Origin of the sequence: Rhizobium sp. YTUHZ044 (assembly GCF_051123975.1) — a bacterium.
Classification (GTDB): Bacteria; Pseudomonadota; Alphaproteobacteria; order Rhizobiales; family Rhizobiaceae; genus Rhizobium.
On sequence record NZ_CP101426.1, the window covers coordinates 1573671 to 1600342 of the forward strand.

The 26672-nt window shown below is 61.0% G+C and carries 30 protein-coding genes; 19 read left to right on the forward strand and 11 right to left on the reverse strand.

Annotation, left to right across the window (positions count from 1 at the left end):
• Positions 1 to 2 precede the first annotated feature (2 nt).
• The 5 genes from NL154_RS07780 to NL154_RS07800 are packed head-to-tail and all read left to right on the forward strand — an operon-like array spanning position 3 to position 7618.
• Positions 3 to 1118, forward strand: a complete 1116-nt coding sequence (locus NL154_RS07780; RefSeq protein WP_434733866.1) for an ABC transporter ATP-binding protein — start codon at positions 3 to 5, stop codon at positions 1116 to 1118.
• A 16-nt stretch (positions 1119 to 1134) separates the two neighbouring features.
• Positions 1135 to 2673, forward strand: coding sequence for a GMC oxidoreductase (locus NL154_RS07785; RefSeq protein WP_210628218.1), 1539 nt, complete (start codon positions 1135 to 1137; stop codon positions 2671 to 2673).
• 9 nt (positions 2674 to 2682) lie between these two features.
• Positions 2683 to 4338 carry a GMC family oxidoreductase gene (locus NL154_RS07790; protein ID WP_221154887.1) on the forward strand — a complete coding sequence of 552 codons (1656 nt, stop codon included), beginning with the start codon at positions 2683 to 2685 and terminating at the stop codon, positions 4336 to 4338.
• Positions 4339 to 4350: 12 nt separating this feature from the next.
• Complete coding sequence (locus NL154_RS07795) at positions 4351 to 5520, forward strand: Gfo/Idh/MocA family protein (protein ID WP_430961653.1); 1170 nt, start codon at positions 4351 to 4353, stop codon at positions 5518 to 5520.
• A gap of 13 nt (positions 5521 to 5533) precedes the next feature.
• A complete protein-coding gene (locus NL154_RS07800; RefSeq protein WP_434733867.1) occupies positions 5534 to 7618 on the forward strand; it encodes an FAD-binding protein in 2085 nt (694 codons plus the stop codon).
• A 48-nt stretch (positions 7619 to 7666) separates the two neighbouring features.
• Here the strand turns inward: NL154_RS07800 and NL154_RS07805 are convergent, their stop codons facing one another.
• The 4 genes from NL154_RS07805 to NL154_RS07820 all read right to left on the reverse strand — a co-directional run bounded on the left by NL154_RS07805 (position 7667) and on the right by NL154_RS07820 (position 9833).
• Positions 7667 to 7918 carry a hypothetical protein gene (locus NL154_RS07805; protein ID WP_434734166.1) on the reverse strand — a complete coding sequence of 84 codons (252 nt, stop codon included), beginning with the start codon at positions 7916 to 7918 and terminating at the stop codon, positions 7667 to 7669.
• Between the two features lie 77 nt (positions 7919 to 7995).
• Positions 7996 to 8787 carry an exodeoxyribonuclease III gene (gene xth / locus NL154_RS07810; RefSeq protein ID WP_221122759.1) on the reverse strand — a complete coding sequence of 264 codons (792 nt, stop codon included), beginning with the start codon at positions 8785 to 8787 and terminating at the stop codon, positions 7996 to 7998.
• 136 nt (positions 8788 to 8923) lie between these two features.
• Positions 8924 to 9325, reverse strand: coding sequence for a GFA family protein (locus tag NL154_RS07815; protein ID WP_434733868.1), 402 nt, complete (start codon positions 9323 to 9325; stop codon positions 8924 to 8926).
• Between the two features lie 10 nt (positions 9326 to 9335).
• Positions 9336 to 9833: a hypothetical protein gene (locus tag NL154_RS07820; protein ID WP_210628210.1), complete on the reverse strand. Its 498-nt coding sequence runs from the start codon at positions 9831 to 9833 to the stop codon at positions 9336 to 9338.
• Positions 9834 to 10126: 293 nt separating this feature from the next.
• Between NL154_RS07820 and NL154_RS07825 the strand changes: the two genes are divergently transcribed.
• A complete protein-coding gene (locus tag NL154_RS07825; protein WP_434734158.1) occupies positions 10127 to 10627 on the forward strand; it encodes a hypothetical protein in 501 nt (166 codons plus the stop codon).
• Between the two features lie 48 nt (positions 10628 to 10675).
• On the opposite strand, the gene NL154_RS07830 is transcribed toward NL154_RS07825, so the two are convergent.
• The 3 genes from NL154_RS07830 to NL154_RS07840 form a co-directional block, all read right to left on the reverse strand.
• Complete coding sequence (locus NL154_RS07830) at positions 10676 to 11299, reverse strand: LuxR C-terminal-related transcriptional regulator (RefSeq protein ID WP_210628209.1); 624 nt, start codon at positions 11297 to 11299, stop codon at positions 10676 to 10678.
• A 2-nt stretch (positions 11300 to 11301) separates the two neighbouring features.
• Positions 11302 to 12690 (reverse strand): sensor histidine kinase, encoded by a 1389-nt coding sequence (locus tag NL154_RS07835; RefSeq protein ID WP_210628208.1) that lies wholly within the window; start codon positions 12688 to 12690, stop codon positions 11302 to 11304.
• A gap of 64 nt (positions 12691 to 12754) precedes the next feature.
• Positions 12755 to 12931, reverse strand: coding sequence for a hypothetical protein (locus NL154_RS07840; RefSeq protein ID WP_210628207.1), 177 nt, complete (start codon positions 12929 to 12931; stop codon positions 12755 to 12757).
• Positions 12932 to 13087: 156 nt separating this feature from the next.
• Here NL154_RS07840 and NL154_RS07845 point away from each other — a divergent pair, with 156 nt between their 5' ends.
• Complete coding sequence (locus NL154_RS07845; protein WP_221122761.1) at positions 13088 to 13942, forward strand: methyltransferase domain-containing protein; 855 nt, start codon at positions 13088 to 13090, stop codon at positions 13940 to 13942.
• Positions 13943 to 14036: 94 nt separating this feature from the next.
• On the opposite strand, the gene NL154_RS07850 is transcribed toward NL154_RS07845, so the two are convergent.
• Positions 14037 to 14309, reverse strand: a complete 273-nt coding sequence (locus NL154_RS07850) for a hypothetical protein (protein ID WP_210628205.1) — start codon at positions 14307 to 14309, stop codon at positions 14037 to 14039.
• A gap of 192 nt (positions 14310 to 14501) precedes the next feature.
• Here NL154_RS07850 and NL154_RS07855 point away from each other — a divergent pair, with 192 nt between their 5' ends.
• From NL154_RS07855 to NL154_RS07880, 6 genes are all read left to right on the forward strand, one after another.
• Positions 14502 to 14900 (forward strand): DUF1236 domain-containing protein, encoded by a 399-nt coding sequence (locus NL154_RS07855; protein ID WP_210628204.1) that lies wholly within the window; start codon positions 14502 to 14504, stop codon positions 14898 to 14900.
• Between the two features lie 113 nt (positions 14901 to 15013).
• The gene (locus NL154_RS07860) at positions 15014 to 15175 is read left to right on the forward strand and encodes a hypothetical protein (protein ID WP_210628203.1); all 162 of its coding nucleotides are present in this window, start codon (positions 15014 to 15016) and stop codon (positions 15173 to 15175) included.
• Positions 15175 to 15756: a BA14K family protein gene (locus NL154_RS07865; protein ID WP_210628202.1), complete on the forward strand. Its 582-nt coding sequence runs from the start codon at positions 15175 to 15177 to the stop codon at positions 15754 to 15756. The genes NL154_RS07860 and NL154_RS07865 overlap by 1 nt, the downstream gene beginning before the upstream one ends.
• Positions 15757 to 15871: 115 nt before the next feature.
• A complete protein-coding gene (locus tag NL154_RS07870; RefSeq protein ID WP_210628201.1) occupies positions 15872 to 16186 on the forward strand; it encodes a hypothetical protein in 315 nt (104 codons plus the stop codon).
• Between the two features lie 61 nt (positions 16187 to 16247).
• Complete coding sequence (locus NL154_RS07875; protein ID WP_221122762.1) at positions 16248 to 17132, forward strand: hypothetical protein; 885 nt, start codon at positions 16248 to 16250, stop codon at positions 17130 to 17132.
• Positions 17133 to 17217: 85 nt separating this feature from the next.
• On the forward strand, positions 17218 to 18210 hold the full coding sequence (locus NL154_RS07880) for a L,D-transpeptidase family protein (protein ID WP_434733869.1): 993 nt from the start codon (positions 17218 to 17220) through the stop codon (positions 18208 to 18210).
• Positions 18211 to 18255: 45 nt separating this feature from the next.
• Here the strand turns inward: NL154_RS07880 and NL154_RS07885 are convergent, their stop codons facing one another.
• The gene (locus NL154_RS07885) at positions 18256 to 19047 is read right to left on the reverse strand and encodes a phenylalanine 4-monooxygenase (protein ID WP_210628198.1); all 792 of its coding nucleotides are present in this window, start codon (positions 19045 to 19047) and stop codon (positions 18256 to 18258) included.
• Between the two features lie 123 nt (positions 19048 to 19170).
• Between NL154_RS07885 and NL154_RS07890 the strand changes: the two genes are divergently transcribed.
• Entirely contained in the window at positions 19171 to 19632 is a 462-nt protein-coding gene (locus tag NL154_RS07890; RefSeq protein WP_064801990.1) for an Lrp/AsnC family transcriptional regulator, read from the forward strand.
• 14 nt (positions 19633 to 19646) lie between these two features.
• Here NL154_RS07890 and NL154_RS07895 read toward each other — a convergent pair whose 3' ends face one another.
• Positions 19647 to 20147, reverse strand: a complete 501-nt coding sequence (locus tag NL154_RS07895; RefSeq protein ID WP_210628196.1) for an Lrp/AsnC family transcriptional regulator — start codon at positions 20145 to 20147, stop codon at positions 19647 to 19649.
• A 131-nt stretch (positions 20148 to 20278) separates the two neighbouring features.
• Here NL154_RS07895 and hppD point away from each other — a divergent pair, with 131 nt between their 5' ends.
• From hppD to maiA, 4 genes are read left to right on the forward strand one after another with little or no spacing between them, the layout of a single operon-like run.
• Positions 20279 to 21388: a 4-hydroxyphenylpyruvate dioxygenase gene (hppD, locus tag NL154_RS07900; protein WP_210628195.1), complete on the forward strand. Its 1110-nt coding sequence runs from the start codon at positions 20279 to 20281 to the stop codon at positions 21386 to 21388.
• Positions 21389 to 21427: 39 nt separating this feature from the next.
• Positions 21428 to 22789, forward strand: a complete 1362-nt coding sequence (hmgA, locus tag NL154_RS07905) for a homogentisate 1,2-dioxygenase (RefSeq protein WP_434733870.1) — start codon at positions 21428 to 21430, stop codon at positions 22787 to 22789.
• A 31-nt stretch (positions 22790 to 22820) separates the two neighbouring features.
• A complete protein-coding gene (locus NL154_RS07910; protein ID WP_221154897.1) occupies positions 22821 to 23846 on the forward strand; it encodes a fumarylacetoacetate hydrolase family protein in 1026 nt (341 codons plus the stop codon).
• Positions 23843 to 24475 (forward strand): maleylacetoacetate isomerase, encoded by a 633-nt coding sequence (maiA, locus tag NL154_RS07915; RefSeq protein WP_210628192.1) that lies wholly within the window; start codon positions 23843 to 23845, stop codon positions 24473 to 24475. Before NL154_RS07910 ends, maiA begins: the two co-directional genes overlap by 4 nt.
• A gap of 3 nt (positions 24476 to 24478) precedes the next feature.
• On the opposite strand, the gene NL154_RS07920 is transcribed toward maiA, so the two are convergent.
• A complete protein-coding gene (locus NL154_RS07920) occupies positions 24479 to 24949 on the reverse strand; it encodes an MEKHLA domain-containing protein (RefSeq protein ID WP_434733871.1) in 471 nt (156 codons plus the stop codon).
• Positions 24950 to 25286: 337 nt separating this feature from the next.
• Here NL154_RS07920 and NL154_RS07925 point away from each other — a divergent pair, with 337 nt between their 5' ends.
• Positions 25287 to 26621 carry a hypothetical protein gene (locus NL154_RS07925; protein ID WP_434734159.1) on the forward strand — a complete coding sequence of 445 codons (1335 nt, stop codon included), beginning with the start codon at positions 25287 to 25289 and terminating at the stop codon, positions 26619 to 26621.
• Positions 26622 to 26672 lie beyond the last annotated feature (51 nt).

The window sequence follows — 26672 nt, forward strand, 5'->3', positions numbered from 1 at the left end:
CCATGGCTTTCCTGGAAATCTCCGGCCTCAGAAAGCGCTTCGGCGCTGTCGACATCCTCAAGGGCATCGATCTCGAACTCGAAAAGGGCGGCTTCCTGGTGCTGGTCGGCCCGTCCGGCTGCGGCAAGTCGACCCTGCTCAACACCATCGCCGGGCTGGAGACGATCACCGCGGGCGAGATCCGGATCGACGGGCGCGCCGTCAACGGCCTGCATCCTTCCAAGCGCGACATCGCCATGGTGTTCCAGTCCTATGCGCTTTATCCGAACATGACGGTGGCGGGCAACATCGCCTTCGGCATGGAGATGCGCGGCGTGCCGCCGGAAGAGCGCAAGCAGGCGATCGACAAGGTCGCCAAGGTGCTGCAGATCGGCCATCTGCTCGACCGCAAGCCGAGCCAGCTGTCGGGCGGCCAGCGCCAGCGCGTCGCCATGGGCCGGGCGCTGGTGCGCGATCCCAAGCTCTTCCTGTTCGACGAACCGCTCTCCAACCTCGACGCCAAGCTGCGCGTCGACATGCGCATCGAGATCAAGCGACTGCATCAGGCGACCGGCAAGACCATCGTCTACGTCACCCACGACCAGATCGAGGCAATGACGCTCGCCACCCGCATCGCCGTGATGAAGGACGGCATCGTCCAGCAGTTCGGCACGCCGGCCGAGATCTACAACAATCCCGCCAACATGTTCGTCGCCGACTTCATGGGTTCACCGGCGATGAACCTGGTCAAGGCCTCGGTCGAAAACGGCGCCGGTGGGCTCGCCGTCTCGCTCGAGCGGCCGAACGCCGCTCCGCTCAGGCTGCCGGTCACGACAACTGCAAACGGTCTTTCCTCCTATGCCGGCCGGCAGGTGATCTTCGGCATCCGCCCCGAGGCGCTGACCGACCCCGACGGCGCCGACCGCAATGCCCGCTCGCTCACCGAAGGCGACTGCCTGATCGAGGTCGTCGAACCCGCCGGCTCCGACACCTTCGCCGTCACCAAGCTCGGCGGCAAGGAAGTGGTCGCCCGACTGCGCGCCGATGCCGGCATCGCACCCGGCCAGCACACACGCCTCGCCTTCAATCTCGACAAGGCTGTGTTCTTCGACCCGGACAGCCAGGCCCGCATCGCGTGATTGGCAAGGTGTTGACATGAGCGGTTCACCAGACATCGTCATCATCGGCTCGGGCGTCGGCGGCGCCACCGTTGCTGCCGGCCTGGCTGTATCTGGTGCGCAGATATTGGTCCTCGAAGCCGGCGAGCATATCGCCGATCTTCCAGTCAATCGCGACCAGCGCGCCATCTTCCAGCGTGGGCATTTCCGGCCGAAGGAAACCTGGTACGAGGCGGACGGCAGGGGCTTCAACCCCGGCAACTATTACAATGTCGGCGGCAATTCGAAATTCTACGGCGCCGTCTTGTCGCGCTATCGCAAGGAAGATTTCGGGGTCATCGAACATCGGGAAGGCGTTTCGCCCGCCTGGCCCTTTCCCTATGAAGAGCTGGAGCCATGGTATTCGCAGGCGGAGCTGATGTATCAGGTCCGCGGCACTCTTGGCGAAGATCCGACCGAACCGCATCACTCGGTTGCCTACGGATTCCCGCCCGTGCCCGACGAGGCGCCGATCGCCGAAGTCAGGGCACGCCTCAAGGCGAAAGGCCTGCATCCGTTTTCGCTGCCGCTCGGTCTGGATCTCCAGGCCTGGCTCTCCAAGGCACGTACGCCCTGGGATGCACATCCGCATTCACGAGACGGCAAGATGGATGCCGAGACCGCAGCCCTCGCGGTGGCGCTGAAACACGAGAACGTGCGGCTTGAGACCAATGCGCGGGTGATACGGCTCGACACAGGGGCGGGGAACCGGATCGACCGGGTCACCTATGTCAAGGACGGACAGACGCTGACCGTCTCGCCCAGGATCGTCATCCTTTCCGCCGGTGCGGTGCAGTCATCCGTGCTTTTGCTGCGTTCGAAAAACGACCGCTTCCCGAGGGGGCTCGCCAATTCTTCCGATCAGGTGGGCCGCAACTTCATGAACCACAACGCCTCGGCTGTGATAGCAGTCTCGCCGCGCTTCAGGAACACCGCCGTCTACCAGAAGACCTTCGCCTTCAACGACTTCTATCTCTCGGACGGGGAGGGCGGACCGCCGCTCGGCAATGTGCAGTTGCTGGGGCGTATTTCCGAAAAGGTCCTTAAGGGCTCTTTGCCGCAGGCGCCGGAATGGCTTCTGCGTTTCATGACGGACCATGCCATCGACTTCTATGCGATGAGCGAGGACGTTCCGAATCCCGAAAGCCGCGTGATGGTCGATGGCGATCGGATCGTCCTCAAATGGCAGAGGACCAACTGGGACGCGCATCTTGCGCTGGTCGCCAAGCTGAAGGCGATCCTGCGGTCGATCGGTTTTCCGATCGTGTTGTCCAGACCCTTCGACAAACGCACGCCGTCCCATCAGTGCGGAACGATCCGCATCGGAAACGACCCGGCAACGGCGCCACTGGATCCATACTGCCGGTCCTACGATCACGGCAATCTTTTCGTCGTCGACGCCGGTTTTCTGCCCACATCGGCTGCGGTCAATCCGGCGCTCACCGTCGCCAGCCAAGCGCTCAGAGTTGCCCATCACATCGCGTCGACAGACTTGCAGACACAGGCAGATCCGTTGGCGCGCGCCGGCTTCAAATAGGACAGTAAAATGGGATTCGACTATATCATCACCGGTGCCGGCCCTGCGGGCTGTGTTCTTGCGAGCCGCCTCAGCGAAGATCCCGATGTCAAGGTACTGCTTCTGGAGGCGGGCGGAGGTGACTGGAATCCTCTTTTCCACATGCCCGCCGGCTTTGCCAAGATGACCAAGGGCGTCGCCAGCTGGGGATGGGAAACCGTTCCCCAGAGGCACATGAAGGGCAGGGTGCTCCGCTATACCCAGGCAAAGATCATCGGCGGCGGCTCGTCGATCAATGCGCAGCTCTACACCCGCGGCAACGCGGCCGATTATGATCTCTGGGCCAGTGAAGATGGCTGCGCGGGCTGGGACTACCGTTCGATCCTGCCCTATTTCAAACGTGCGGAGGACAATCAGCGTTTCGCCGACGATTACCACGCCTATGGCGGTCCGCTGGGTGTCTCGATGCCGGCTGCACCCTTGCCGATCTGCGACGCCTATATCCGCGCGGGACAGGAGCTTGGAATACCCTACAATCACGACTTCAACGGCCGCCAGCAGGCCGGCGTCGGATTTTACCAGCTCACCCAGCGCAATCGCCGCCGGTCGTCGGCGTCGTTTGCCTATCTCTCGCCGATCAGGAACCGGAAGAATCTGACGATCCGCACGGGCGCGCGTGTCGTCCGTATCCTGCTGGAGGCAGGCCGCGCGGTCGGCGTTGAGATCGCCACCGGACACGGCCTGGAGGTCGTGCGCGCTGAACGCGAGGTCCTGGTCTCGTCAGGCGCGATCGGATCGCCGAAGCTCCTGTTGCAGTCCGGCATAGGGCCGGCCGATCATTTGACTGCGGTGGGCGTCAAGCCCCTCCATGATCTGCCTGGCGTTGGCGGCAATCTTCAGGACCATCTCGATCTGTTCGTTATCGCCGAATGCACCGGCGATCACACCTATGACGGCGTCGCGAAGCTGCACCGTACGCTTTGGGCGGGGATACAATATGTCCTGTTCCGCACCGGTCCGGTCGCCTCGTCGCTCTTCGAGACCGGCGGCTTCTGGTATGCCGATCCTAACGCACGGTCTCCCGATATTCAGTTCCACCTCGGCCTGGGTTCCGGCATCGAAGCAGGCGTGGAGCGGCTTAAAAATGCCGGGGTCACGCTCAACTCGGCCTATCTGCATCCGCGCTCGCGAGGGACGGTGCGTCTCTCATCCGCCGATCCCGCTGTGGCTCCTTTGATCGATCCCAATTACTGGTCTGATCCCCATGACAGGAAGATGTCACTGGAGGGGCTCAAGATCGCCCGCGAAATCATGCAGCAGGCGGCGCTGAAACCCTATGTCATGGCCGAAAGGCTGCCGGGACCGAAGGTCATGACCGACGAGCAGCTTTTCGACTATGGCTGCGCCAGTGCCAAGACCGACCATCATCCGGTGGGCACCTGCAAGATGGGAACAGGGCCTGACGCTGTTGTCGGGCTCGATCTCAAGGTGCACGGCCTCGAAGGCCTGAGGGTCTGCGATTCTTCCGTCATGCCGCGCGTGCCGTCCTGCAACACCAACGCGCCGACGATCATGGTCGGCGAAAAGGGATCGGACCTCATCCGGGGCCTGCCTGCGCTGCCGTCGGCGATCTTTGCCTATGAACGCAATGATACCAGGCCGCGGGCCCGCGCCGAAATACGCTAAGGAGTAACGACAATGTCTGTAGTGAAAGTTGCAGTGCTTGGCGCCTCTGGCTGGATGGGGAAGGTCCACACGATGGCCTATCAGACCTTTCCGCATTTCTTCGGCGTGTCGGATGGAACGGCGCGGATCGTTGCGCTTGTCGACAGCAACCCTGACGTAGCGCAGGATATTGGCAACAGGGCGCCGGGGGCCAGGATCTACCAGGATTGGAAGCTGGCGGTTGCCGATCCCGAAGTCGATCTCGTCGATATCTGCCTGCCCGACCATCTGCACTATCCGGTGGCCAAGGCGGCCCTGCTGGCCGGCAAACATGTCTATTGCGAGAAGCCGCTGGCAAATACCGCTAACGAAGCGCTGGAGCTGGCCGAGATCGCCAGAGAAAAGGCTGTCATTACCCGTGTCGGACACGCCTTTCCCCGAAACCCCGTTCATGATCTGGCGAAAGAGATCATCGAATCCGGTGAAATCGGCGAGGTCAAGCTGTTTCGCGGCTGCCAGCACGTCGACATGTATGGGGATCCCACAGCACCGTTCATGTGGCGCGCCGATGGCAAGCTCGCGCCGACCGGGATCGTCGGCGATACCGGTTCGCACATCTTCAGCTTTATGGATTTCCTTGTCGGCCGCGTCAGCTCTCTGATCGCCGACAATCTCATCGTCACCCCGCGCCGGCCGATCGTCGAGGGGCTTGCCTATGGGGAGCAGGTGAAACTGTCGGGCAACGAGGCCTGGGCCGATATCACCAATCCCGACGCGACGAACCTGCTGTGCCGGTTCGAAAACGGCGCCGCCGGCATCGTCGACTTCAGCCGCGTCGCCACCGGCCGCAAATTCATGCAGACCTACGAAGTCTACGGAACGAAAGGCAGCATCGCCTATACCTATGACGAGATAAACCGGTTGCGTTTTTACTCCAACGACGACAGCACGGGACGCCGGGGCTTTCGCGAGATCGACGTCGGGCCTGAGAACCCCACCTTCAGGGCCTTCCTTCCGCTGCCGAATTTCGGCATAGGCTACAATGAAAGCAAGATCATCGAGGTGGCCGAAGTCATAAGATCGATCGTCGCAAACAAGCCGATGTGGCCGACATTCGATACCGGCCACCACATCTGCCAGATTGTCGACGCCTGCATGGAGTCCTCCCGGCAGAGACGCTGGGTGGATATCCCGCTCAATTGATTGTGACGCGCCGATGACCATAGATGTTCCGCAGGAAATTCTTGACGCACTGACCGATGTCGATATGCCGCGGCTTCCGCCGGAGCCGCCTGCTTCCGGTCGAGCCCGCCTGGCTGGCATCGACGTACCGATCTACCGAGCCGGCTGCGTCGTCGTCGGATCTGGCGCTGCGGGTTTGCGTGCGGCGGTGGAAATGAAGCGGCGCGGCGTCGATGTCGTCATTATCAGCCAAAGCGCTTGGGGCGGAACCTCGGCCTGCTCTGGCTCCGACAAGCAAACCCTCCACACCGCGAACACGGCCGACCAGGGCGACAATTACCGGGCGATGGCCCGCGCCATCGGCAGCGGCGGCGCGATGGACGAGGACACGGCCTATGTCGAAGCGGTCGGCTCGTCACGGATGATGGCATCGCTGCAGTTCTTGGGGCTGCCGCTGCCCCAGGATCCGCTCGGCGGAACGCTGAGATATCAGACCGACCATGACGAGGTCGGCCGCGCCACCAGCTGCGGCCCGCGCACCTCGCGCTTGATGGTCAAGGTGCTGGCGGAGGAGGCGATCCGACTGGGCGTGCCGGTCTACAACCAGACCACCGCGGTCAAAATCCTCATCGAAGGCGAGGGGGCTGAGCGTAACGTCGTCGGCACGCTCGTCATGCGCGCCGGCGACCGTAGGCAGGAAAACCCGCTCGGCATCGCTTTGTTCGTGAGTGACGTGATCGTGCTCGCAGCCGGCGGCCCAGGCGAACTTTATCGTGACAGCGTTTATCCCAACGGCTGCTTCGGCTCCCTCGGACTGGCGCTGGAAGCGGGCGTGGAACTCGTCAACCTGACCGAAAGCCAGTTCGGCATTGGAACGCGCAGGGAGGGATTCCCGTGGAATCTGTCCGGAACATATGTCCAGGCGATTCCGCACATTTATTCGGTCGACGGCGAAGGCGCCGAACACCATTTCCTGGCGGGATATTATCGAAGTACCCAGGAGCTGGCGTCAAACATCTTCCGTAAGGGCTATCAATGGCCGTTCCACGCGACGCGCCTGCTTGATTTCGGCTCGAGCCTGGTCGATCTCGCCATTTACCGTGAGACCGCAGCGGGTCGACGCGTCTTTATGGACTTCAATCGTAATCCTCTGCCCGTTCCCGGCGACCTGCCATTCAGCCTGGAACGGCTGGACGAGGACGTCCGTCTCTATCTCGGCAAGGCTGGCGCCGATCAGGAAATGCCGATCGATCGGTTGAAGCACATGAACCCGCTCGCGATCGAACTCTATCGCCGCTACAAGATCGATATTGCCGCAGAGCCGCTGGAGTTCGCGGTCAACAACCAGCACATGAACGGCGGGATCATGGTCGATAGCTGGGGCCGCACCAATCTTAGGGGCTGCTACGCGGTCGGGGAAGCGGCAGGGACACATGGGGTAACACGGCCCGGTGGAGCGGCGCTGAATGCCGGACAGGTCTTCGGCACCAGGGTGGCCGAACACATCGGCGCCGGCGGCGGGGCGAAGCGGGCTGCCGCAGGACCGGTACCGGAGGCGGCAGAGGCGGGCATCGCCGATCTCCTCTCCGCGCTGCGGACTGAAAGCCCGCTCACCGTCAAAGCGGTCCGCTCGGCGGTGCAGGCGCGCATGAGCGAGAAGGCGGGCATCATCTGCGATCAAATGAGCGTCCGCCAGGCCTTGGTCGAAGCGCGGGCGCTGAACGCCAAAGTCCGCGCCAATGGCCTCGCCTACGACCGCGCGGCCGAAGCGGTCCGAGGTGTGCAATGGCGGCACATGGCGCTCGCCTCGGAAGCGGTGCTGAGCGCGCTCGACTTCTTCATTGGCAGGGGCGGCGGCAGTCGGGGTGCACGCGCGATCTGCGATGCGGAGGGCGAATTCCTTCCGCAGGCGAGCGCCGGTCCACTGGAGGACTATCGTTTCCGCAAGGAAAGCGAAGCGCATCGCCAGGAGCAGATCGTCGTTAGGCTCGACGGCGATGAGATCAGGCTTTCAACCCGTCCGAACCGCAATTTGGACGAAGGCGCCAGATCCTTTTTCGAACGCGACTGGCCCGCCTGGTTGACGGGCCGCATCTATGATCTGGACGGCGGCGAATGAGGCGATGTTGTAATCGGTTTCGGCGACAATTGATCGCCGGCCCGGATTTCATCGGTATTGAGATAGTTCTTGCTCTCGCCCATGACGATCACTTCCGGTTGGAGAATTGCGGGGCAGGAATGCCGACCCTTCAGGGTCGGAGCCGGGGACGCCGTCGCCCGCCTCGCGGCAGATGCCCATGCTGACGGGAGGCTTGCGCTGGTCGTCGATATTGGCTTCGGGCAACTCGCCGTCCCGAGTATCCTCGTTCAACGATTTCGGTGGAAGCTTGACGGAATCGGGAATGGGCTTCGTGCGCATCGGACAATCTCCTTTGCAGGCAAACTCCGGCAGGCATCGCAGGTTCCCCGATATTCTGCGATCGATGGCATTGCCGCTCACCCGGCTTCAGCTGCGGGAATATCGAGCTCGATCATGACGGGTGCGTGGTCGCTCGTATGCTCCCACCCCCGCGGCTTGCGCCGGACGGTCGCAGATCGAAGCCACGGCGCCACCGTCGGGCTGAGCAGAAAGTGGTCGATCCGAAGCCCCGCGTCGCGCTCAAAACTGTTCCGCCAATATTTCCAGAAGGTGTAGATGCGCTCGTCCGGATGCAGATGCCTGATGGCATCCGTCCAACCCTGGGAGACGAGCCGGGCATAGGCTTTGCGGACTTCGGGCCTGAAAAGCGCATCGTCTCGCCAGCGCTCCGGCTTGTAGACGTCGATCTCCGTCGGCATGACGTTGAAATCGCCGGCAAGGATGGAAGGCACCTCGATTTCGAGCAGTTCGGCGGCATAGGCGTGCAGGCGACGGAACCAGCGAAGCTTGTATTCGAACTTGGCGCTCGGAAAGGGGTTGCCGTTCGGCAGATACAGGCATCCGATCAGCATGCCCTCGATGACGGCTTCGATATACCGGCTGTGGGTGTCATCAGGATCGCCCGGAAGACCGCGCCGTGTCAGGATCGGTGTCGTGTCCTTTGCCAGGATCGCGACACCGTTCCAGGATCGCTGCCCGTGCCAGACCGCGCCGTAGCCGGCCCGTTCGAGCTCTTTTCGCGGAAACCTGGCGTCGTCGGTTTTCAGTTCCTGAAGGCAGGCGACATCGGGACCATCCTCCTTCAGCCAGCGCAGCAGGTTGGTCAGTCGCCCGTTGATCCCGTTGACATTGTAGGTTGCGATTTTCATGAGAGCTCATGCGAAGCGGTGCTGGCAAGATCGGGAAGCTGGCGCAATCTAACAGGTTCACTTGTCGCGCGTCACCGGTCTACTTTAAACGCATGTCAGCGCTGCAAAGCCGCAGCATGATTTTGCGCGGCATGCTTCAGAAGCGCTCCTGAGTTTCCTCCTCCGGTAGTCCGCGCCCGCAGTCGGCCCAGTCAAGCCGGCTCTCCACGCCGTAATGACCCGCCGGGCGAATCCTCTCGGGGCGATCGAGCGAGCCGACCGTCACGCGGATCAGTTCGTCGCCGTCATACTGAAGGAAGAGCGGCGTTCCGCATTTGCCGCAAAAGCCGCGTGTCGCAATGGGTGAGGATCGGTATACGGCAGGGGAAGCTTTTATCCAGACGAGATCTTCAACCTTGGCCTGGACAAGAACCGCGAAAGGACCTCCGGTCGCTTTCTTGCACAGGTCGCAATGGCAGTATCCCGAATGCGGCGGATCGCCGGCGAATTCGTAACGGCAGGATCCGCACAGGCAGCCGCCGGTCCATTGGCTCGCCATCGTGGTCCTCTCAGCGCGTCGCGCCGAAGACGAAGGCGATGCCGGCGACGATCGCTGCAGCCGTCAGGGGCTGCCGGCGGATCCGATCCTCGATGTCCTGGACGAAACTCCTAGCTTCCGCCTTTGCCAGACGGGCTGTTCCGGACGCCAGCTCCGAGGCGGACTCCGCCATCCGACCGGCTTCTTTCTGAAGCGCGCGCAGTTCCTCGCGGTCGGCATCGAATCTGTCCGAGGCGCGGGCAATTTGGCCGGTGGAGCGTAGGGCTTGATCGACCAGCGGATAGTCTTGGTCAAGCGCGGTCGGATCAGGCTCCCGCTTCACCCGCTCAGCCGCCTCGACATCGCTGCGACCGGCGGGGATGGAGGTATGAGTGGCGGAAACAGGATCAGACGCGGGAAACGTGTCTTCGATCGCTTTGTCCAGTTCGCCCTTTCGGGACTGTTTTCGCTGCTCTGCCTGCTCTTTTCGCAGGGACTGGACGGCGGGTGAATCATTCGGGTTCGGCATCGCGGTGTCCTCTGTTGCACTTTGATAATCAAAGCGATGACGAGGAAAGAAGTTCCAGAAAAATGCGTCTGCGCCTCATCCAGCAATACCACGGCGACAATGTCGACAATATACGCGCCGAGGCAGTATTTGTGATGACATCGCTTGGGGGCGCATCCACTGCATGCCGGACCAAAGTCCTGCCTTTTCTTAGTACCTAGGTCCGGTTGCATTTAGGCTTCGGAAAAGCGAAAATCCTCAAGGCCTTCCATAAGCGTAGGAACGGCGAAAAACGGATGAACAAGGGAATGGCGTTGACTATCTCGAAACGGGATTTTCTGAGATTGGGCGGCAGCGCGGCTGTCGCCTTGGTGGTTGCCGCATCGCCTGTGACAATCAATCTCGATGGCTCGCTTCGCGTTCTGGCGGTGAAACACGCAGAGGCAAAAGACGGCAATAACGGGAACGGCAACGGTGGCGGAAGCGGCAACGGCGGAGGGAATGGCAACGGCGGAGGCAGTGGCAACGGGGGAGGCAGTGGCAATGGGGGCGGAAACGGCGGTTCCGGCAGCAGCGCAGGTGGAAGCTCCAACAGCAACGCCCGATCCTCTTCCTCATCAGCCTCGTCGCCGACAGGATCGAAGGCCAGAGCGACCGAAGGCACCGATGGGTCGATCAACGTTCGCCACGCGAACGGCATCACCGAAAGCCTTCGCAGTGGCCGCTATATCATGAAGGACTCGAAGGGCAGGACGATCATAAGCAGGCAGGCGACGGCTGGCGACGCAAACCGGCTGAGCAATTTCCTTCGCTGAGGCAGAATGCGGAAAACGGCGCCGTAGGGATCGCAGATCGACCAGGCGCTATCGCCGTTCGCGCCATTGCAGGGCCGCTTCGGTCCTGTTCGAAGCGCCGAGCTTGCTCAGGATCTGTGTCATATGGTGCTTCACGGTCTTTTCCTGCAGGTTGAGGCGCAGGCCGATATGCTTGTTTGACAGACCCTGGGCGACGAGATCCATCACCTCGCGCTCCCTTGGCGTCAGACTGTTCTTGTCGGAGTTTCCGTTTTGCAGCGAATTTTCCATCGCCTTCGCCGACATCGTCGGCGAGACATATCGCGATCCGCTGAGGACGGTTTTAATCGCTTCGGCGAGACCGCGGGAGCCGACACCTTTGAGAACGTAGCCCATCGCGCCCTGCTGCAGGGCTCCGAGCAGCGTGTCCACCTCCTCCGACACCGTCAACATCAGCACTTTCGTCGACGGGCTCAGCGCCAGGACATCGCCGATCGCAGCCAATCCGCCGCCGGGCATCGAAACATCGAGAAGCATCACATCGGGGCGGTTGTTCGAGGCGATCATGGCGGCGTCTTCGCTGCTGGCGCCTTCGCCAATGACCACGAAGTCGCTCATCTCCGACAAGCTGCGCGTTACGCCCTCGCGAAAAAGCGGGTGGTCGTCCACGACCCCGACGGTGATTGGTGTCATCTCTAGTCTCCTGCTTCCATAGGCTCGAAGGTCATGGTCACGGTCGTTCCCCCTTCGCCCGTCTCGATATCGAAAGATCCCCCCAGGCTGTCGATGCGTTCGCGCAGCCCCACCAGGCCGAGGCTTGTCGGCCTCACCTCCGTCGGGTCGAAACCATCGCCACGATCACTGACCGCCACACAAACATGACCATTGTGCGACACGGCTTTCACGGTCTGCTGAACGCCACCGCCATGGCGATAGGCGTTGTTCAAGGCTTCCTGAACGAAGCGATAGATACAGATCTTTACGGCAGCGGCGAGTTCGGGTCCATCCTCGTCGATGATCGTTTCGACAACGGTTTCCGTCTTGTGCCGATGCGCTTCGACGACCCGCAGCACGATCTCGGTGATCGACGACTTTTCGATCTGCGGGAGCACCAGGCCACTGCAGATATTGCGGATTTCCGTCATGGCTTCGGCGAGGCTCGAGCGTATCCAGGCAAGTTCTTTTTCCCGTGCTTCGGGTTCGGTGGATGCGTTGATCAATAAGTCGCTGTCCAGCCGCAGCGAAGCATAGGCAATGTGCTGTGCCGGACCGTCGTGAAGATCGGCGCCGATGCTGCGCAGATATGTTTCGTTCAGCGCCGCCACGCGCTGCGAGGCGCGCTGCAGCCGCCGCTGCAGCCCGCGATTTTCCGCCAGCAGCGCAGACAATTCCTTGACCCGTTCCTTGAGATCCCTGCGCTGTGCTTCTATCGTGCGGCTTCCCCGAAACACCAGGGCGGAGAGAACGAGGAAAAAGATGCCTGTGAGAGCGGCGACGGCCCCCCAACTCTGCAGCCTCGCGTGCGCCAGACTGTCGCCGAGGCCTTCTGCCGTCTCGTAGAATTCGAGCACAGCGACCGCCTGGCCGGACCACGGCTGGAGAACCGGATTGTAGATTTCCATCAGCGGCTTGCCGATCGCGCGCTCGGTACCGCTTTCCGGGTCATCGGCAATCTCGTAGCGCGCAACGAGCGAGCCGGCGAATGCCTTCTGCAGCTTGGCGTTCAGGGGAAACTTCTGGCCCACCAGTTCCTTGTTGTTCGAGTAGAGGATGGTGCCGTCGTTTCGCCACAGCCTGAAAGAGACAAGGCGCCTGCCAAGCGCCCCCTGGCCGAGCGTTTCGTCGAGAGCCTGAGCGCTGCCTTCGTCCAGCAGAGATTCCGTTTGCATGTCGGGAAGCAGCGGCGCCACCACACTGTCGACGTAAAGCGCCGTCGCCGCGCCGGAATTATGAATGACGGCTTCCTCGATCAGATGGGTAACAAGAATGCCCACCAGAAACATGGCGGCGACCGAGACCAAACCACCCGCGATGAAAAATTGCGAGGCGAGTGAGCGGGCATTCCAGCGGCGAAGCCAATTCATTTTGATACCGGCATGAGACTTTGCCGACTAACCTACCGCGTCTTTAGAGTTTTTCCAGACGGGATCAGGGCAGATTCCTGGTATCGAAGACCTCTGCGCCTCTGATGCTCTCGGTCAATTGGAGGCTATCGCCTGACATGGCTGCGCCGAAGACATAGAGAAGGCCGGCCAGAACGATGACGAGGGCGATGACGGAGATGTTCCAAGCGTCATTGGCATGGGATCTGTTCCTCTGGGGCATGTGCGGATCTCCTTACGTATCGTTCAAACGACGCGGTCAGGCGGTCGTTCCTCTACGGGGACTTCGGTCGAAGGGGCCTGGGACCAAGGTCCGTCCCCGTGGACAACAGCGGGTTCAGCCATATTTCAGTTCTGATGGAGTTGGGTTTGGAGGCTTATGGTGACAACTTCTGCGAACATCGAAGGCGGCGCAGACGCCGCATTTGTCGCGTCACCCACACCGTTCGGGGCAGGCGTCGCCGACCTTTACCAGGCCCTTCTCGTACCGATTCTTTTCGAGCCCTACGCGTCGGAGATGGCAATCGTCGCCGAACGGTCGAAGCCGGTCAGCGTGCTCGAAGTCGCGGCGGGGACTGGCGCTTTGACCCGCGCTCTGCGGGCGAAGCTCGATCCGACGGCCGAGATCGTTGCCACCGATTTCAGCCAGGCGATGATCGATGTCGGCGCACCATCTCTGACGATGTCGCGAACGCATTGGATGCACGCGGATGCGCAGGATCTGCCGTTCGCCCATTTGATGTTCGATCTCGTCGCGTGCCAGTTCGGTGTGATGTTCTTTCCTGACAAGCCGAAGGCTTATCGCGAGGCGAAGAGAGTGTTGCGGAGCGGAGGCAATTTCCTGTTTTCGACGTGGGATTCGCTTGCTGCCAACGATTTCGCACGATGTGTGGACGAATGTCTGGCAGGCATCTTCCCGCCGGATCCTCCAGATTTCCTGAGGCGCCTGCCATATTCGTATTTCGACCCTGGCTCGATCAAGGCTGAAGTGTCATCGGCGGGCTTCGAGGCCGTTTCCTGCGAACGGCTCGAACTGACCTCTGCCGCGGCCACAGCACATGATGTCGCGACCGCTTTCTGCCGGGGCACGCCGCTCAGCGGAGAAATTGAATCGCGGGCACCGGAGCGCATGTCGGAGATTGTTGATGAGGTGGCCGAGCGGGTGGCGTCCCGCCATGGCGCCCGCCCTTGCGGCAGCATGAGCGCCCTGGTCGTCTCCGGCCGGACCCCTTAACCCCTTCCGGCATCCTCTTGCGCGCGGATAGCCGGTGCCGGGGCTCGTACGGACAACATTGCCCTGCCGCCTGGATTGAACTGACGGTCGCCGATTAGGGGATGAGGCTGTCGTTGGGGTGGGGAGGGGCATGGATCGCGCCGATGACGTGCTGTTCGATCTCGACACAGGTTTCGTCATATTCCCGCACCAGCTTCAAATTGAACCGTCGTCTTCTAAGCCGATCACGCGCTTCGACTGCCATCTGATAGGCCTCGAAAAGCTCGAGCTGCCACGGGTCCCGTGCCTGCATGATCAGCGTCCGCATTTGCGGCAGACGCATGGCCAGGCGCCTGCGTCCAGCTTCCCGGCGGTTGGATCGTGTCATCTCCTTCGGCCTCCTGCCCAAGCCGGCGATGCGATGGCGTTCGGCTCGAGAATAGCGCCGCCAACGAATATTGAAATCCAGACCAAGGGCCGGGATGCCTCAGACCGAGGTCCGGGGCGTGGAACGACCTCGTTGCCAGCAAGTTGGTTTGGCAGCGGCAAGCAGGCCGCATTGAAAGGCAAGGAGGAAAAGATGCTCTTCAAGCTTATTGCAGGCGCGGCAACTGCCATGACCCTGATGTCAGGTGTCGCATTCGCCCAGTCCTCGACCGTGAATGGTGCGGCTGGTGGCGCAATCACCGGAGCCATCGTCGGTGGTCCCGCCGGTGCTGCCATCGGCGGCGTTGCCGGCGCAGTCGTCGGCACGGCGATCGATCCGCCGCCTGAGAAGGTCGTCACCTATGTCCGCGAGGCTCCGGCACCGTCGGCACGCGTCGTTGTGAAGGAAAAGGTGGTCGTCGGCCAGCCACTGCCGGAAACGGTCGTGGTGACCCCCGTTCCGGACGATCCGACATATGCCTACGCGGTGGTCAATGACGAGCGTGTCATTGTCGAACCCTCGTCCCGCAAGGTGATTCAGGTGATCAAGTGACGTGATTGTTCACGTGGCCCTGCCGCGTCTTCCTTTCGCACATCAGCTTTGAGGTTGGCCGCACGAGGGACGGCAGCGTCGTCGTGCGGCCGCACGGATCGAGGAGAGGGAACATGATCTATTCCGAAGAGAAATCCGCTGGTCTCGCCGTGCCGCTGATCGCCATCCTCTTGGCGATCGCCGGCATTATCGCCGTGCTGGTCGCCACCGGCGGTCACAGCAGCGCCGGGCCGCGTGTCTGGGTCCCCCAGGCACAACAGCAGGGAGCGAGCTGATGAATGCCATTGCGACCGTCGCCTTCGGCATCGTCAGCTCGGTTGGCGCCTGCATGGCAGCGGCCTCCGTTGCCTCGCATGTGGTGGCGGATTCCGGACCGCCCGCGCTCACGGACCTTGCCGCCCCCGATCTATGGACGACGAGTCCGGTGAAGGTCGATCCACGTCGGCAGCATTATGAGCGAATTCCGCCGGTCTATTCCAGCTATGTCACCGAGGCTCCGGCGACCGTCGCGCCAAGTATGGCTTCGCAACCCGCTCGTCCGTCGACAGAACTGCAGGCACCGCAGCCAAAATTCGCCGCCGAGCACCTTGCCTGGTGCGCCAAGCGCTACCGTTCCTTCGATCCTGTGACCAACAGCTACCGATCCTATAAGGGCGAGATCCGCGAATGCTCCTCACCGTTCCAGCAGAATATCGCCGCAAGCCCTGAAGACGGCCGCACGAAAGTCAATGCGCAGGCGGCAGCCCGATGTGCCGCCCGATACAGATCGTATCGGCCGGAAGACAACACCTATCAGCCATGGGATGGTCCACGCCGCAATTGCGACATGTCGGATCTGGTCGCGACGAGCAATTAACCATGGAGGGGCAGCGCGTACAAAATGGAACCGTGCCGCCTAGCCAGACTAAAGTCCGTGTTGTAATCGCACCGGTTGTGATATCCGGTTGCATTTGAGGGGGCGGAGAGCGGGGATGGCGACGACGCTGATAGCAGAAATCCACCAAGCGCAGACAAGGCTTCCGTTCTTGAGCAGGGCGGAGCGCGGAGCCCTTATCGTTCGCATTCTTCGCGAGTTGAAGATACTTCGTCGCGATATTCTCGGAAATGTGCCGGCCGATCGCTGCGTTTGGATCGATAAACTGATCGCGTCGGTTTCTTCGACGGTATCGGAAATCGTCACGATGCCGGACGCCGAGTTCAACCGTGTCTTGAACGAGTTCGAAAAGCTCATGGCGACGCTGCATAACATTTCGCACCCGCAGAAGCCGTCGAAGACGGTTCACTAGCGTCGTTAAGGCGACGCACGGCCCGAGGAAACCGATCCTGGCGCGGGAGCGTTCTCCCCCTATGATCGAAACAAAATCGCCCGCTGACCGGGACGAGAAGTCGCTCGGTGACCATGAGCCGAAGCCAGGTGCAGAGGTTTCCTTTCCTTACGACAGGATAACGGTCGACCAGTTCCGGAACCGTTTCCCTCGTGCCCGCTGGAACGACGTGCGAAAAGCCTGGTTCGTTCCCGGCCGAACCGCGTCCCGTCGCATCGGTCGATGGCTTGCCGAGCTGGAGGCCGAAGCCGACGCGCATGCGGATGCGAAGGGGCGCGATGCCTTCGCCTTCGATCCCATCGACAGTCCATATCTGGAACTCGGCAAGGCCGGCTTTCGAATCCGCACGCCTTATTCAAAAACTGTCGTCGATGAGCTGCGCGAGGTGCCGTTCTCGTTATGGGACGGCGATCTTCGAATATGGCACGTGCCCTTTCGATCCTATGAGGAACTGCGACGCAGATGGCCCGACATCGAAGCGGCGGCTCGCAGAAACGAACCGGAGGAGAGGCGACGGCGTGCCGAGGAGCGGAAGGGAACCGAAGGGGAGGTGCGCAGCAGGCTTCGCGCAGCGGAACGCAAGCGACGCCGTTACCCCCTTGCGGCCGACGACCTGCCGCCGACAGGACGTCCGGTGGCGACCGCGTATGGGATCGTTGTTTTTACTTATATCACCGGCGAACTGGTCGATCCGGCTCTGGTCGCGGACTTCTATCCCGGTGTCACCGAGGATCATCTCTGGGGAGTTTGGCGGGTGCCGACATTCGACGAACTTGTCCGTACCTGGCCTGCGAAAACGTCTCCCCGTCGAAATGCCGAATGGTGGCGGCCGACGATCGAAGAACTGAGGCCCGCCCGGCACGCCGCAAGATCACGCGAAGCCAGGAAGCAAGCGAAGGCGCAGTGACCGGAGTCTCGCGGACTTGTAGATGCTGCGTCGACAACGCCGGCCCGACGTGGGAACAAATTCCCACGTCGGCCATTTGTTGTCCATGAAAACAGCCCTGCCGATGTCGCTGCTCGCTCTGGCCCTCTCCGTTGGCGGCGCCGTCGCGCGGGAGCTTCGTCCCGAAGCGATCAATGCCGCTTCCCTTGCCGACATCGGGAAAGGAAAGCTGTCGCCGTCAGATCCGGATCCGGCGATCGTCCGCCTCCAGGTCCTGCTCGACCGTGCCGGCTCCTCTCCCGGCGTGATCGATGGTCTCTCCGGCGAGAACGTCGACAAGGCTGTGGCCGGGTTCGAGGCGATGAACAAGCTTCCTGTCGACGGCAGGCCGGATCCGGATGTCGCCTCCCGCTTGGACGACAATTCGGCCATCATCGAAAGCTATGTCGTCTCGCCGGAGGACGCCACGGGGCTCGTTGACAGAATTCCTGAGGATTACGGCGAGAAGGCAAAGATGCAGAGCCTCGGCTATACCAGCGTTGCGGAGAAGCTGTCCGAGCGCTTCCACATGGATCTCGATCTCTTGAACGCGCTCAACCCGGGTTCGCAGTTCGCGCCCGGCGACAAGGTGTGGGTCGTTAATCCGGGCCCTCCCAGGCAAGGCAAGGTCAAAAGCATCGAGGCTGACAAGAAGGCAGGGCAGGTGCTGGCCTATGGCGAGGATGGATCGCTGCTTGCCGTCTATCCCGCGACCATCGGCAGCGAGGACAATCCGGCGCCCTCAGGAAAGCACAAGGTCAAGGGTGTCGCGCGAATGCCAGTGTACCGATATGATCCGAAGCGCAACTTCAAGCAGGGGAAGAACGACAAGGTTCTAACAATCCCGAAGGGACCGAACGGTCCGGTCGGCAGCGTTTGGATCGATTTGACGGAGCCGACCTATGGCATACACGGGACGCCGGAGCCGAAGCTCATCGACAAGATCGGCTCGCATGGCTGCGTACGGCTGACGAATTGGGACGCCGAAGAGCTGGCCGGCATGGTCAAGCCGGGCGTCCGCGTCGAATTCGTCAATCGCAGCTCCGCCGATCCGAAGTGAAACGCAGGATCTGACGACTACTCACACGCTACCGCCGCGTCAGGATTACGAAGCCTTGGCTTCGAAAGCCGGGGCGAAATCTCCCAGCGATTTCGCCTTGAGGATCGCGCCGCCGATATCCTGCTCCACGATCGACTCGAGATCGGCAAAGCTGTCGATGACATAGTAGATCGGCTGGAGGATATCGATGCGGTAGGGCGTCCGGAGCACGCTCATCAAATCGAACGGCCGGAATTCGCACGCCGTGCCTTCCGTTGCCGCCTTCGCTTCGCTCGGCGAGGAGACGATACCGGCGCCGAAGCATCGGCGTCCTTGCGGTGTGTTGATCAGGCCGAATTCGACGGTGAACCAGAAAATCCGGAACAGATGCCATGAATAGCCCTTGCCGAGGTGCATGGCAGTTTCGCCAAAATGCCGGACGAAATTGGCATAGCTCTGGTTGGTCAGCAGCGGGCAATGGCCGAACACTTCGTGGAACAGATCCGGTTCCTCAATATAATCGATATGCTCGCGGCGGCGCAGGAAGGTCGCCAGCGGGAACTTGCCCTGCGACAGAAGTTCATAGAAGCGCGAAGGCGGAATGAGCGCCGGCACGCCTTCGACGCCGAAACCGGTGGTCTCATTCAGGCGTCTGTTCACATCGAGGAGCTGAGGCACTTTCTCCGGTCTGAGCCCCAGCAATTTGACGCCGTCCAGATATTCCTGGCAAGCCTTGTCGGCCAAGAGCTTCATCTGACGCCGGTAGAGTTCGCCCCAGATTGCATCTTCTTCGGGGGTGTAGTCATACAGGCCGTCCGGGCCGGGCAGTTTGGCGGTGTAGCTGCTTTCCTTGGTCATTGGCTGATCCTCCCGGGAATGGCGATATTTCTGCCATTATGCTCCGTGTTTGCCGGATTTTCTTTTCTTTCATGCCGGTTATCGCCATAGTGGTGGGCGATATTTTCGAATGCGACGGCTAAAATGAAAGAAACTGGGAATTTCCGCCGCAAGCTTCTGCAGCTGATCCAGGCCGACGGCACCCTGTCGCTGGCGGACCTGGCTGAAAAGGCCGGCATGTCGCAGAGTTCGGCCTGGCGGAAGATCCAGGAACTCGAAGCCGACGGCGTCATCCGTAAGCGCGTGACGTTGCTCGATCCCGGCAAACTCGATCTCAAGCTCTGCGTGATTGCCCACGTCACGCTGGAGGATCACCATGAGGAGGCGGTGGCTTCTTTCGCTTCAGTGGTGCTGGAGCGGCCGGAGATCATGGAGTGCTACGCCTTGTCGGGCGCCTTCGATTACATGCTGAAGATAAGGGCGAGGGACGTCGAAAGCTACGAAGCCTTCATGACCCGCTATCTCATGCGCAATCCGCATGTGCGAACCGTCGTATCGAGCTTCGTGTTGCGCGAGCTGAAATTCTCCACCGAACTGCCGCTCTGAGCACGGCGACGAAATCATCGCGCGCTGTCGCCATGCCGGCTGCCCGGCGTCATCACCGGATAGCCTTCGAACGTTTTCAGCGTGTCGAGCACGATTGAGGTTTTCACGTGCTGCACGGATTCGTGCGGCAGCAGAACGTCGTTGACGAACTTCGACAGATCGGCGAGCCCACGGGTCGCCACCTTGAGGTGATAGTCCATTTCGCCGGTCAGCGCATAGGCTTCGAGAACCTCGGGCAGGCCGTTGATCAGTTGCGAAAATCGGCGGGCATTGTCTCGGTTGTGGGTCGCAAGCGTGACGGAAATGACCACCAGCATATCGAGCCCCAGCTTCTCCCGATCGAGGTGGGCACGGTAGCTGCGAATATATCCCTCGGCTTCCAGTCTGGTGCGCCGGCGTGAGCATTGCGACGGTGAAAGCGCGATCCGCTCACCTAGCTCGTTATTCGTGAGCCTGCCATCCTTTTGAAGTTCCAAGAGGAGGCGCATATCCAATTTGTCGAGGGGCTCATCCATTGCGCAAAATCTCCATAATGCTCACAGGTCGTGCATAATTTGTTCCTCCTGCATCAAGAACGCAAGAACTTTGCGCGTGTTTTGAGCCATAGTTTGCATAGAAAATGCAGTCTCCTCTGGAGGAAAAGAAAATGGGTCCGTTCCCGCATGATGCACCTCCGTCGGAAATCACCGCCGACAATCCGGCCGGCACCGACGGCTTCGAATTCGTCGAATTCGCCCACCCCGAGCCTGAGAAGCTCAGCGAGCTCTTCACGCGCATGGGTTATGTAGCGGTTGCCAGGCATAAGACGAAAAACATTACCGTCTGGCGCCAGGGCGACATCAATTATGTCCTCAATGCCGAGCCCGGCAGCCATGCGGCCCGTTTCGTCGCAAAGCATGGTCCCTGCGCTCCATCGATGGCCTGGCGCGTGGTCGATGCCAGGCACGCCTTCGATCACGCCGTGTCGAATGGCGCCGTTCCCTATGAAGGAAATGACAAAGTGCTCGACGTTCCCGCGATTGTCGGCATTGGCGGCTCGCTGCTCTATTTCGTCGAGACCTATGGGGCAAAGGGATCGGCTTACGAGGCTGAGTTCGATTGGCTTGGCGAGCCCAATCCGAATCCCACCGGGATTGGCTTTTATTATCTCGACCATCTCACCCACAACGTCTTCCGCGGCAACATGGACAAGTGGTGGGATTTCTACCGCAATCTGTTCAACTTCAAGCAGATCCACTTCTTCGATATTGATGGGCGCATCACCGGCCTCGTCAGCCGCGCCATCACCTCGCCCTGCGGCAAGATCCGCATACCGTTGAATGAATCGAAGGACGACACCAGCCAGATCGAGGAATATCTGAAGAAGTACCGGGGCGAGGGCATTCAGCACATCGCCGTCGGAACGGAGGATATATACGAAGCGACCGACCGGCTTGCTGATAACGGCCTGCGCTTCATGCCGGGGCCTCCCGAGACCTATTACGATATGTCCTATGAGCGTGTGAACGGCCATAGGGAGCCGATCGACCGCATGAAGAAGCACGGCATTCTGATCGACGGCGAAGGTGTGGTGAACGGCGGCATGACGAAAATCCTGCTGCAGATCTTTTCCAAGACGGTGATCGGCCCGATCTTCTTCGAATTCATCCAGCGCAAGGGTGATGAGGGCTTCGGCGAAGGCAACTTCCGTGCGCTTTTCGAGTCGATCGAAGCCGATCAGATCAAGCGTGGTGTCATCGGCACGGCAGCGGAGTAAACTCTACGGCGCAGTAGAGTTTTCGGAGAGGAGTTGAGCATGGACCAGACATCGATCCAGGCCGCCGATGCGGAAGCGGCGACGGCAAACAGGCTGAAATATATGCCGGGTTTCGGCAACGACTTCGAGACGGAGTCGCTGCCCGGCGCTTTGCCGCAGGGCCAGAACAGCCCGCAGAAATGCAATTACGGCCTTTATGCCGAACAGCTTTCCGGCTCGCCCTTCACCGCGCCGCGCGGGACGAATGAACGGTCCTGGCTGTACCGCATTCGCCCGAGCGTGCGTCACAGCCGCCGCTTCTCGAACGCCTCCTATCCGCTCTGGAAAACCGCGCCTTGCCTGGACGAACATTCGCTGCCGCTCGGCCAGCTTCGCTGGGATCCCATCCCCGCGCCTGAGGAGAAGCTGACCTTTCTCAAGGGAGTGCGGACGATGACTACGGCAGGCGATGCCGTGACTCAGGTCGGCATGTCGGCGCATGCCTATGTTTTCAACGAAGACATGGTCGACGATTATTTCTTCAACGCTGACGGCGAACTGATGATCGTGCCGCAGCTCGGCGCCATCAGAGTGTTCACCGAAATGGGCATCATGGACGTCGAGCCGCTGGAGATATGCCTCGTCCCCCGCGGCATGATGTTCAAGGTCACGACAGTCGGCGAGCAGACGGTCTGGCGTGGCTATATCTGCGAGAACTACGGCGCGAAATTCACATTGCCGGACCGCGGGCCGATCGGCGCCAATTGTCTGGCAAACCCGCGCGACTTCAAGACGCCGGTCGCCGCCTTTGAGGACAAGGAAACACCCTGCCGCGTCCATGTGAAATGGTGCGGCAAATTCTATGTCACCGAGATCGGCCACTCGCCGCTTGATGTGGTCGCCTGGCACGGCAATTACGCACCTTACAAATATGACTTGCGAACGTTTTCGCCGGTGGGCGCGATCAGCTTCGATCATCCCGATCCGTCGATCTTTTCGGTGCTGACTGCGCCGACCGAAGATGCGGGTACGGCGAATGTCGATTTCGTGATATTTCCGCCGCGTTGGCTGGTCGCCGAGCACACCTTCCGGCCGCCCTGGTACCACCGCAACATCATGAGCGAGTTCATGGGCCTGATCCATGGTCAGTATGACGCCAAGGAGGAGGGCTTCGTGCCGGGCGGCATCAGCCTGCACAACATGATGCTGCCCCATGGGCCGGATGCGCTCGCCTTCGACAAGGCGTCCAACAGCGAACTCAAACCGGTGAAGCTCGATCACACAATGGCCTTCATGTTCGAGACCCGCTACCCGCAGCAGCTGACGAAATACGCAGCCGAGCTCGAAACGCTGCAGGAGGATTACCTCGAATGCTGGGATGGCCTGGAACGCAAGTTCGATGGGACCCCGGGCATCAAATGAAGATCCGCCCCTCCGGCACTGGAACTGCGACATGAAACTTGCGACCTTGAAGGACTCCACCAGGGACGGCCGCCTCGTCGTCGTTTCCCGCGATCTGACCCGCTGTTCAGAGGTCGGCCACATCGCCCGCACCCTGCAGGCGGCGCTCGACGACTGGGAGCATGTCGCTCCGAGACTTCGGCTGGTTGCCGAAGGCATCGAGACGGGGGCTCAGCCGACCATCCGCTTTCACGAACACGACGCCGCATCGCCTTTGCCGCGCGCCTATCAATGGGCCGACGGCTCGGCCTACGTCAACCACGTCGAACTGGTGCGCAAGGCGCGCGGCGCCGAAATGCCGGCAAGCTTCTGGACCGATCCGCTGATGTATCAAGGCGGCTCGGATGGTTTCCTCGCGCCGCGCGATCCGATCCTCGTGGCGGATGAGGCCTACGGGATCGACATGGAGGGCGAGGTTGCCGTTATCACCGGCGATGTTGCCATGGGAGCCAGCCCCGAGGCTGCGCGCGGCGCCATCCAGCTGCTGATGCTCGTCAACGACGTGTCGCTGCGCGGCCTGATCCCGGAGGAGCTTGCCAAGGGCTTCGGTTTCTTCCAGTCCAAGCCCGCTTCGGCATTTTCTCCGGTTGCGGTGACGCCGGACGAGCTTGGGGACGTCTGGGATGGCGGCAAGCTGCATCTGCCGCTGCTCGTAAGCTTGAATGGCAAGCCGTTCGGCAAGGCGAATGCCGGCGTCGACATGACATTCGACTTCGGCCAGCTGATTGCCCATGCCGCCAAAACCCGCCACCTCGTGGCCGGTACGATCATCGGCTCCGGCACGATCTCCAACAAGCTCGACGGCGGCCCCGGCAAGCCGGTGGGCGTGGGAGGAGATGGATACTCCTGCATTGCCGAATTGAGAATGATCGAGGCCATCGAGAGCGGATCGCCGAAGACCCCCTTCATGAGGTTCGGCGACCAGGTCCGCATCGAGATGAAGGATCATGCCGGCCATTCGATCTTCGGGGCAATCGAGCAGATGGTGGGAAGATACGAGGGAGCTGCCGGGGGATGAACGAGATCATTCTCTACGACTACTGGCGATCATCGGCGAGTTATCGCGTGCGGATCGCGCTCAATCTTCTGGGCCTCGACTATCAGACGGTGCCGATCAACTTGCTCGACGGTGCGCACAAGATGCCGGACTACCTCGCGCTCAACCCGCAGGGGCTCGTGCCGACACTGGTGATGGATGGGAAAACGCTGACACAGTCGCTGGCCATCATCGAATATCTGGCCGAGTCTCGGCCGGAATACGGATTGCTGCCATCGGATAGCTTCGATCGCCACAGAGTGCGCGCCCTCGCATATGCGATGGCCATGGACATCCATCCGATCTGCAACCTCCATGTCGTCTCGCATCTTCTGACGCTGACCGACAAGGCCGAGGCTCGCGAGGAATGGATGAAGCATTTCATCGGCGATGGACTTCGCAAGCTGGAGATCATGCTCGGCGAATCCGATGGCGCGTTCAGCTTTGGCGGCAGGCCGTCGATCGCCGATCTCTGCCTTGTTCCCCAAGTCTACAATGCCCGCCGCTGGGGCGTTGATATGACTGCTTTCAGACGCATCAGCGATATCGACGCCAGATGCGCTGAACTCCCCGCCTTTCAGGCAGCGCATCCGGACCGCGTGAAACCGTAGGAACTACGCGTCCCGCCACGATGAAAATATCGCAGCCTGGCCCAACCGCTTGCTCGTCTCATCGATAAGCTGCCAGACAGTGAAATTTTCGACCCAGAAACGGCGGCCCGATTTCGCGACCCTGAGGCCGCGGCCGTTATTGACGAAACCATCGCGCGTGACGGCATCGAGCAGCCGCTGGCGCTCGGCGCGATCAGGCTGCTCGGCCGATAGTCGCGACGGCAGCATGATGAATTCGTCCCAGTTATATTCGAAGCAGTTCTGCGCAGTCCTGTTTGCATAGATGAAGCGCGGGTCGGGCAGCGTATTATGCGCGAGGACCACGAAAGGCGCTTGGCTGTAAAGCCAGTCCGGCCCTTGCCCATCCTCCACAAGACGGCGGCCGACAATGCGCTGGTAGCTGCCGGCAAGAAGGGCGAAGAAATCGGGATCATTCCTCAGGTCAAGGGCGTGGTTGTCATAGGAAGAAGTCACGAACTGCCTCACTGGTCAAATGCCTCGGTCCAGGCGACATAGCCGATATCAATTGCACGCGTCTATGATGTCTGGTGAACTGCGATCCTTTTCGGCGAGGGGCGGCATTTACCTTGTCTCATCACTCCTGATTGTGACGCTTGCCAGAAGATCGCCCTTGTGCATTGATCTGAGCTGCTGGGGCAGCTGTCAACATTCTCTGCGAAGCTATTGTTCTTCGGACCGTTATCGGTTTTGGCCGGTCGCGGATGGGGCTGGGGTGGAGCAGGTAATTTTCATCGTCCGGCTATACAGACATGCGCAAGCAATGCTGCGAATGACGACAGGAGAAGTACGGGTGCTCGAGGGCTGGGGAAGAATGCGGAAATTCGTCTCGTTGATATCGATGCTGCTGGCGTTCGTCGCCATAGCCGGGGAGGGGCATGCGGCCATTTCCTACCAACGTCTGGAGACCGCGCCGGGAGAGCGCGCCCTGACGATAAAAGGCGTGTTCGAGGGTTCCGACGATGCGATGACGCTTGTCGACGAATATACGCAGTACCAGCCGAGCTATGTCACCTTTGACTCGCCCGGCGGAAACGTGGTCGCAGCGATCAGGTTCGGCCGGGCCCTCCGCCTCCTGAATGCAAAAACGATACAGATCAGAGCCGCCGAGTGCGCGTCGGCTTGCGCCTTCGCCTTCGTCGGTGGCGTTGAAAGATTTGCCGAGCCGGGCTCTATCGGCGTGCATCGGGTTTCCCTGTCCGACGATGTTGCCATCGACAACAAGTTGGCCGTCTCGACTGTTCAAGCACTGACCGGCGAGATCATCGGCTATCTCACCGAGATGGGGGTAAGCCCCAATCTGCTGCAGCTCAGCCTGTCGATCGACAGCACCGATATACGGTATCTCACCGCTGCGGAAATGCGGGACTGGAACATCAACACGCCCGAGGATATGCCCTCGGCACAGGAAAGCGCGCCGCCCCCGCCGGGCGCCGCACCGCAGGAGAGCGCAACACCCGGCGACATGCCGTCAGACCCGAGCGATCCCGAGGAAATGGCCGCCTCCGAACCCGGCGACCTGACCACGGAGGCGGTTGATTTCGTCAACCGATACAATGACGAATGGTCGAAAGACAGTGCTTCGGCGTTGGCCTTTATGAAGGGCGTCTATGCCGACGAGGTCTCCTTCTTCGGAAACTCGGTCGACAAAGATGCCGTCCTGGAGGAAAAGGCAGCCTTCGCCCAACGCTGGCCGGAGCGCATCTACAGCGTCAAGCCGGGCTCCGTGACGGCCAGCTGTGCCGGAAAATGCGAAATGTCGGGAATTGTCGAGTGGTTTGCCGGAAACAGAGACACGGGTAAGACGTCCTCCGGGATGGCCGAATTCTCTTTCGTGTGGAACATGGCCTCTCTGCAGATCGAGGCCGAGACCGGAAAGGTGCTCGCCACGGACAAGGGGGCAAAGGCGCCGGATCGGTTGATCCATCAGTGGACAGGACTGGACGACATCTGCCGCACGAGTGTCGATCGCAAGGGACCCGATACGCTGCGGGCATGCAAACGGCGCGACGAACTCGGTTCGCTGCTCAATCGCGCCGACTGGTGCTATGGCTATAAGGATGAAGCCGAAATAAACTGGGAGTGGCACAAATGCGATGCCAACTCCCGGAGCTATACGAGTAAGTAGCGCGCAGGCCCAAAGACGAGCGACCGCTGGTTCGCCCGGAGGAGGAAATGT

What these genes read in the sequence shown, in the direction of transcription:
- NL154_RS07780 (WP_434733866.1), top strand. Translation starts at nt 3, where the DNA reads ATGGCTTTCCTGGAAATCTCCGGCCTCAGAAAGCGCTTCGGCGCTGTC.
- NL154_RS07785 (WP_210628218.1), top strand. Translation starts at nt 1,135, where the DNA reads ATGAGCGGTTCACCAGACATCGTCATCATCGGCTCGGGCGTCGGCGGC.
- NL154_RS07790 (WP_221154887.1), top strand. Translation starts at nt 2,683, where the DNA reads ATGGGATTCGACTATATCATCACCGGTGCCGGCCCTGCGGGCTGTGTT.
- NL154_RS07795 (WP_430961653.1), top strand. Translation starts at nt 4,351, where the DNA reads ATGTCTGTAGTGAAAGTTGCAGTGCTTGGCGCCTCTGGCTGGATGGGG.
- NL154_RS07800 (WP_434733867.1), top strand. Translation starts at nt 5,534, where the DNA reads ATGACCATAGATGTTCCGCAGGAAATTCTTGACGCACTGACCGATGTC.
- NL154_RS07805 (WP_434734166.1), bottom strand. Translation starts at nt 7,918, where the DNA reads ATGCGCACGAAGCCCATTCCCGATTCCGTCAAGCTTCCACCGAAATCG.
- xth (WP_221122759.1), bottom strand. Translation starts at nt 8,787, where the DNA reads ATGAAAATCGCAACCTACAATGTCAACGGGATCAACGGGCGACTGACC.
- NL154_RS07815 (WP_434733868.1), bottom strand. Translation starts at nt 9,325, where the DNA reads ATGGCGAGCCAATGGACCGGCGGCTGCCTGTGCGGATCCTGCCGTTAC.
- NL154_RS07820 (WP_210628210.1), bottom strand. Translation starts at nt 9,833, where the DNA reads ATGCCGAACCCGAATGATTCACCCGCCGTCCAGTCCCTGCGAAAAGAG.
- NL154_RS07830 (WP_210628209.1), bottom strand. Translation starts at nt 11,299, where the DNA reads ATGACACCAATCACCGTCGGGGTCGTGGACGACCACCCGCTTTTTCGC.
- NL154_RS07835 (WP_210628208.1), bottom strand. Translation starts at nt 12,690, where the DNA reads ATGAATTGGCTTCGCCGCTGGAATGCCCGCTCACTCGCCTCGCAATTT.
- NL154_RS07840 (WP_210628207.1), bottom strand. Translation starts at nt 12,931, where the DNA reads ATGCCCCAGAGGAACAGATCCCATGCCAATGACGCTTGGAACATCTCC.
- NL154_RS07845 (WP_221122761.1), top strand. Translation starts at nt 13,088, where the DNA reads ATGGTGACAACTTCTGCGAACATCGAAGGCGGCGCAGACGCCGCATTT.
- NL154_RS07850 (WP_210628205.1), bottom strand. Translation starts at nt 14,309, where the DNA reads ATGACACGATCCAACCGCCGGGAAGCTGGACGCAGGCGCCTGGCCATG.
- NL154_RS07855 (WP_210628204.1), top strand. Translation starts at nt 14,502, where the DNA reads ATGCTCTTCAAGCTTATTGCAGGCGCGGCAACTGCCATGACCCTGATG.
- NL154_RS07860 (WP_210628203.1), top strand. Translation starts at nt 15,014, where the DNA reads ATGATCTATTCCGAAGAGAAATCCGCTGGTCTCGCCGTGCCGCTGATC.
- NL154_RS07865 (WP_210628202.1), top strand. Translation starts at nt 15,175, where the DNA reads ATGAATGCCATTGCGACCGTCGCCTTCGGCATCGTCAGCTCGGTTGGC.
- NL154_RS07870 (WP_210628201.1), top strand. Translation starts at nt 15,872, where the DNA reads ATGGCGACGACGCTGATAGCAGAAATCCACCAAGCGCAGACAAGGCTT.
- NL154_RS07875 (WP_221122762.1), top strand. Translation starts at nt 16,248, where the DNA reads ATGATCGAAACAAAATCGCCCGCTGACCGGGACGAGAAGTCGCTCGGT.
- NL154_RS07880 (WP_434733869.1), top strand. Translation starts at nt 17,218, where the DNA reads ATGAAAACAGCCCTGCCGATGTCGCTGCTCGCTCTGGCCCTCTCCGTT.
- NL154_RS07885 (WP_210628198.1), bottom strand. Translation starts at nt 19,047, where the DNA reads ATGACCAAGGAAAGCAGCTACACCGCCAAACTGCCCGGCCCGGACGGC.
- NL154_RS07890 (WP_064801990.1), top strand. Translation starts at nt 19,171, where the DNA reads ATGAAAGAAACTGGGAATTTCCGCCGCAAGCTTCTGCAGCTGATCCAG.
- NL154_RS07895 (WP_210628196.1), bottom strand. Translation starts at nt 20,147, where the DNA reads ATGGATGAGCCCCTCGACAAATTGGATATGCGCCTCCTCTTGGAACTT.
- hppD (WP_210628195.1), top strand. Translation starts at nt 20,279, where the DNA reads ATGGGTCCGTTCCCGCATGATGCACCTCCGTCGGAAATCACCGCCGAC.
- hmgA (WP_434733870.1), top strand. Translation starts at nt 21,428, where the DNA reads ATGGACCAGACATCGATCCAGGCCGCCGATGCGGAAGCGGCGACGGCA.
- NL154_RS07910 (WP_221154897.1), top strand. Translation starts at nt 22,821, where the DNA reads ATGAAACTTGCGACCTTGAAGGACTCCACCAGGGACGGCCGCCTCGTC.
- maiA (WP_210628192.1), top strand. Translation starts at nt 23,843, where the DNA reads ATGAACGAGATCATTCTCTACGACTACTGGCGATCATCGGCGAGTTAT.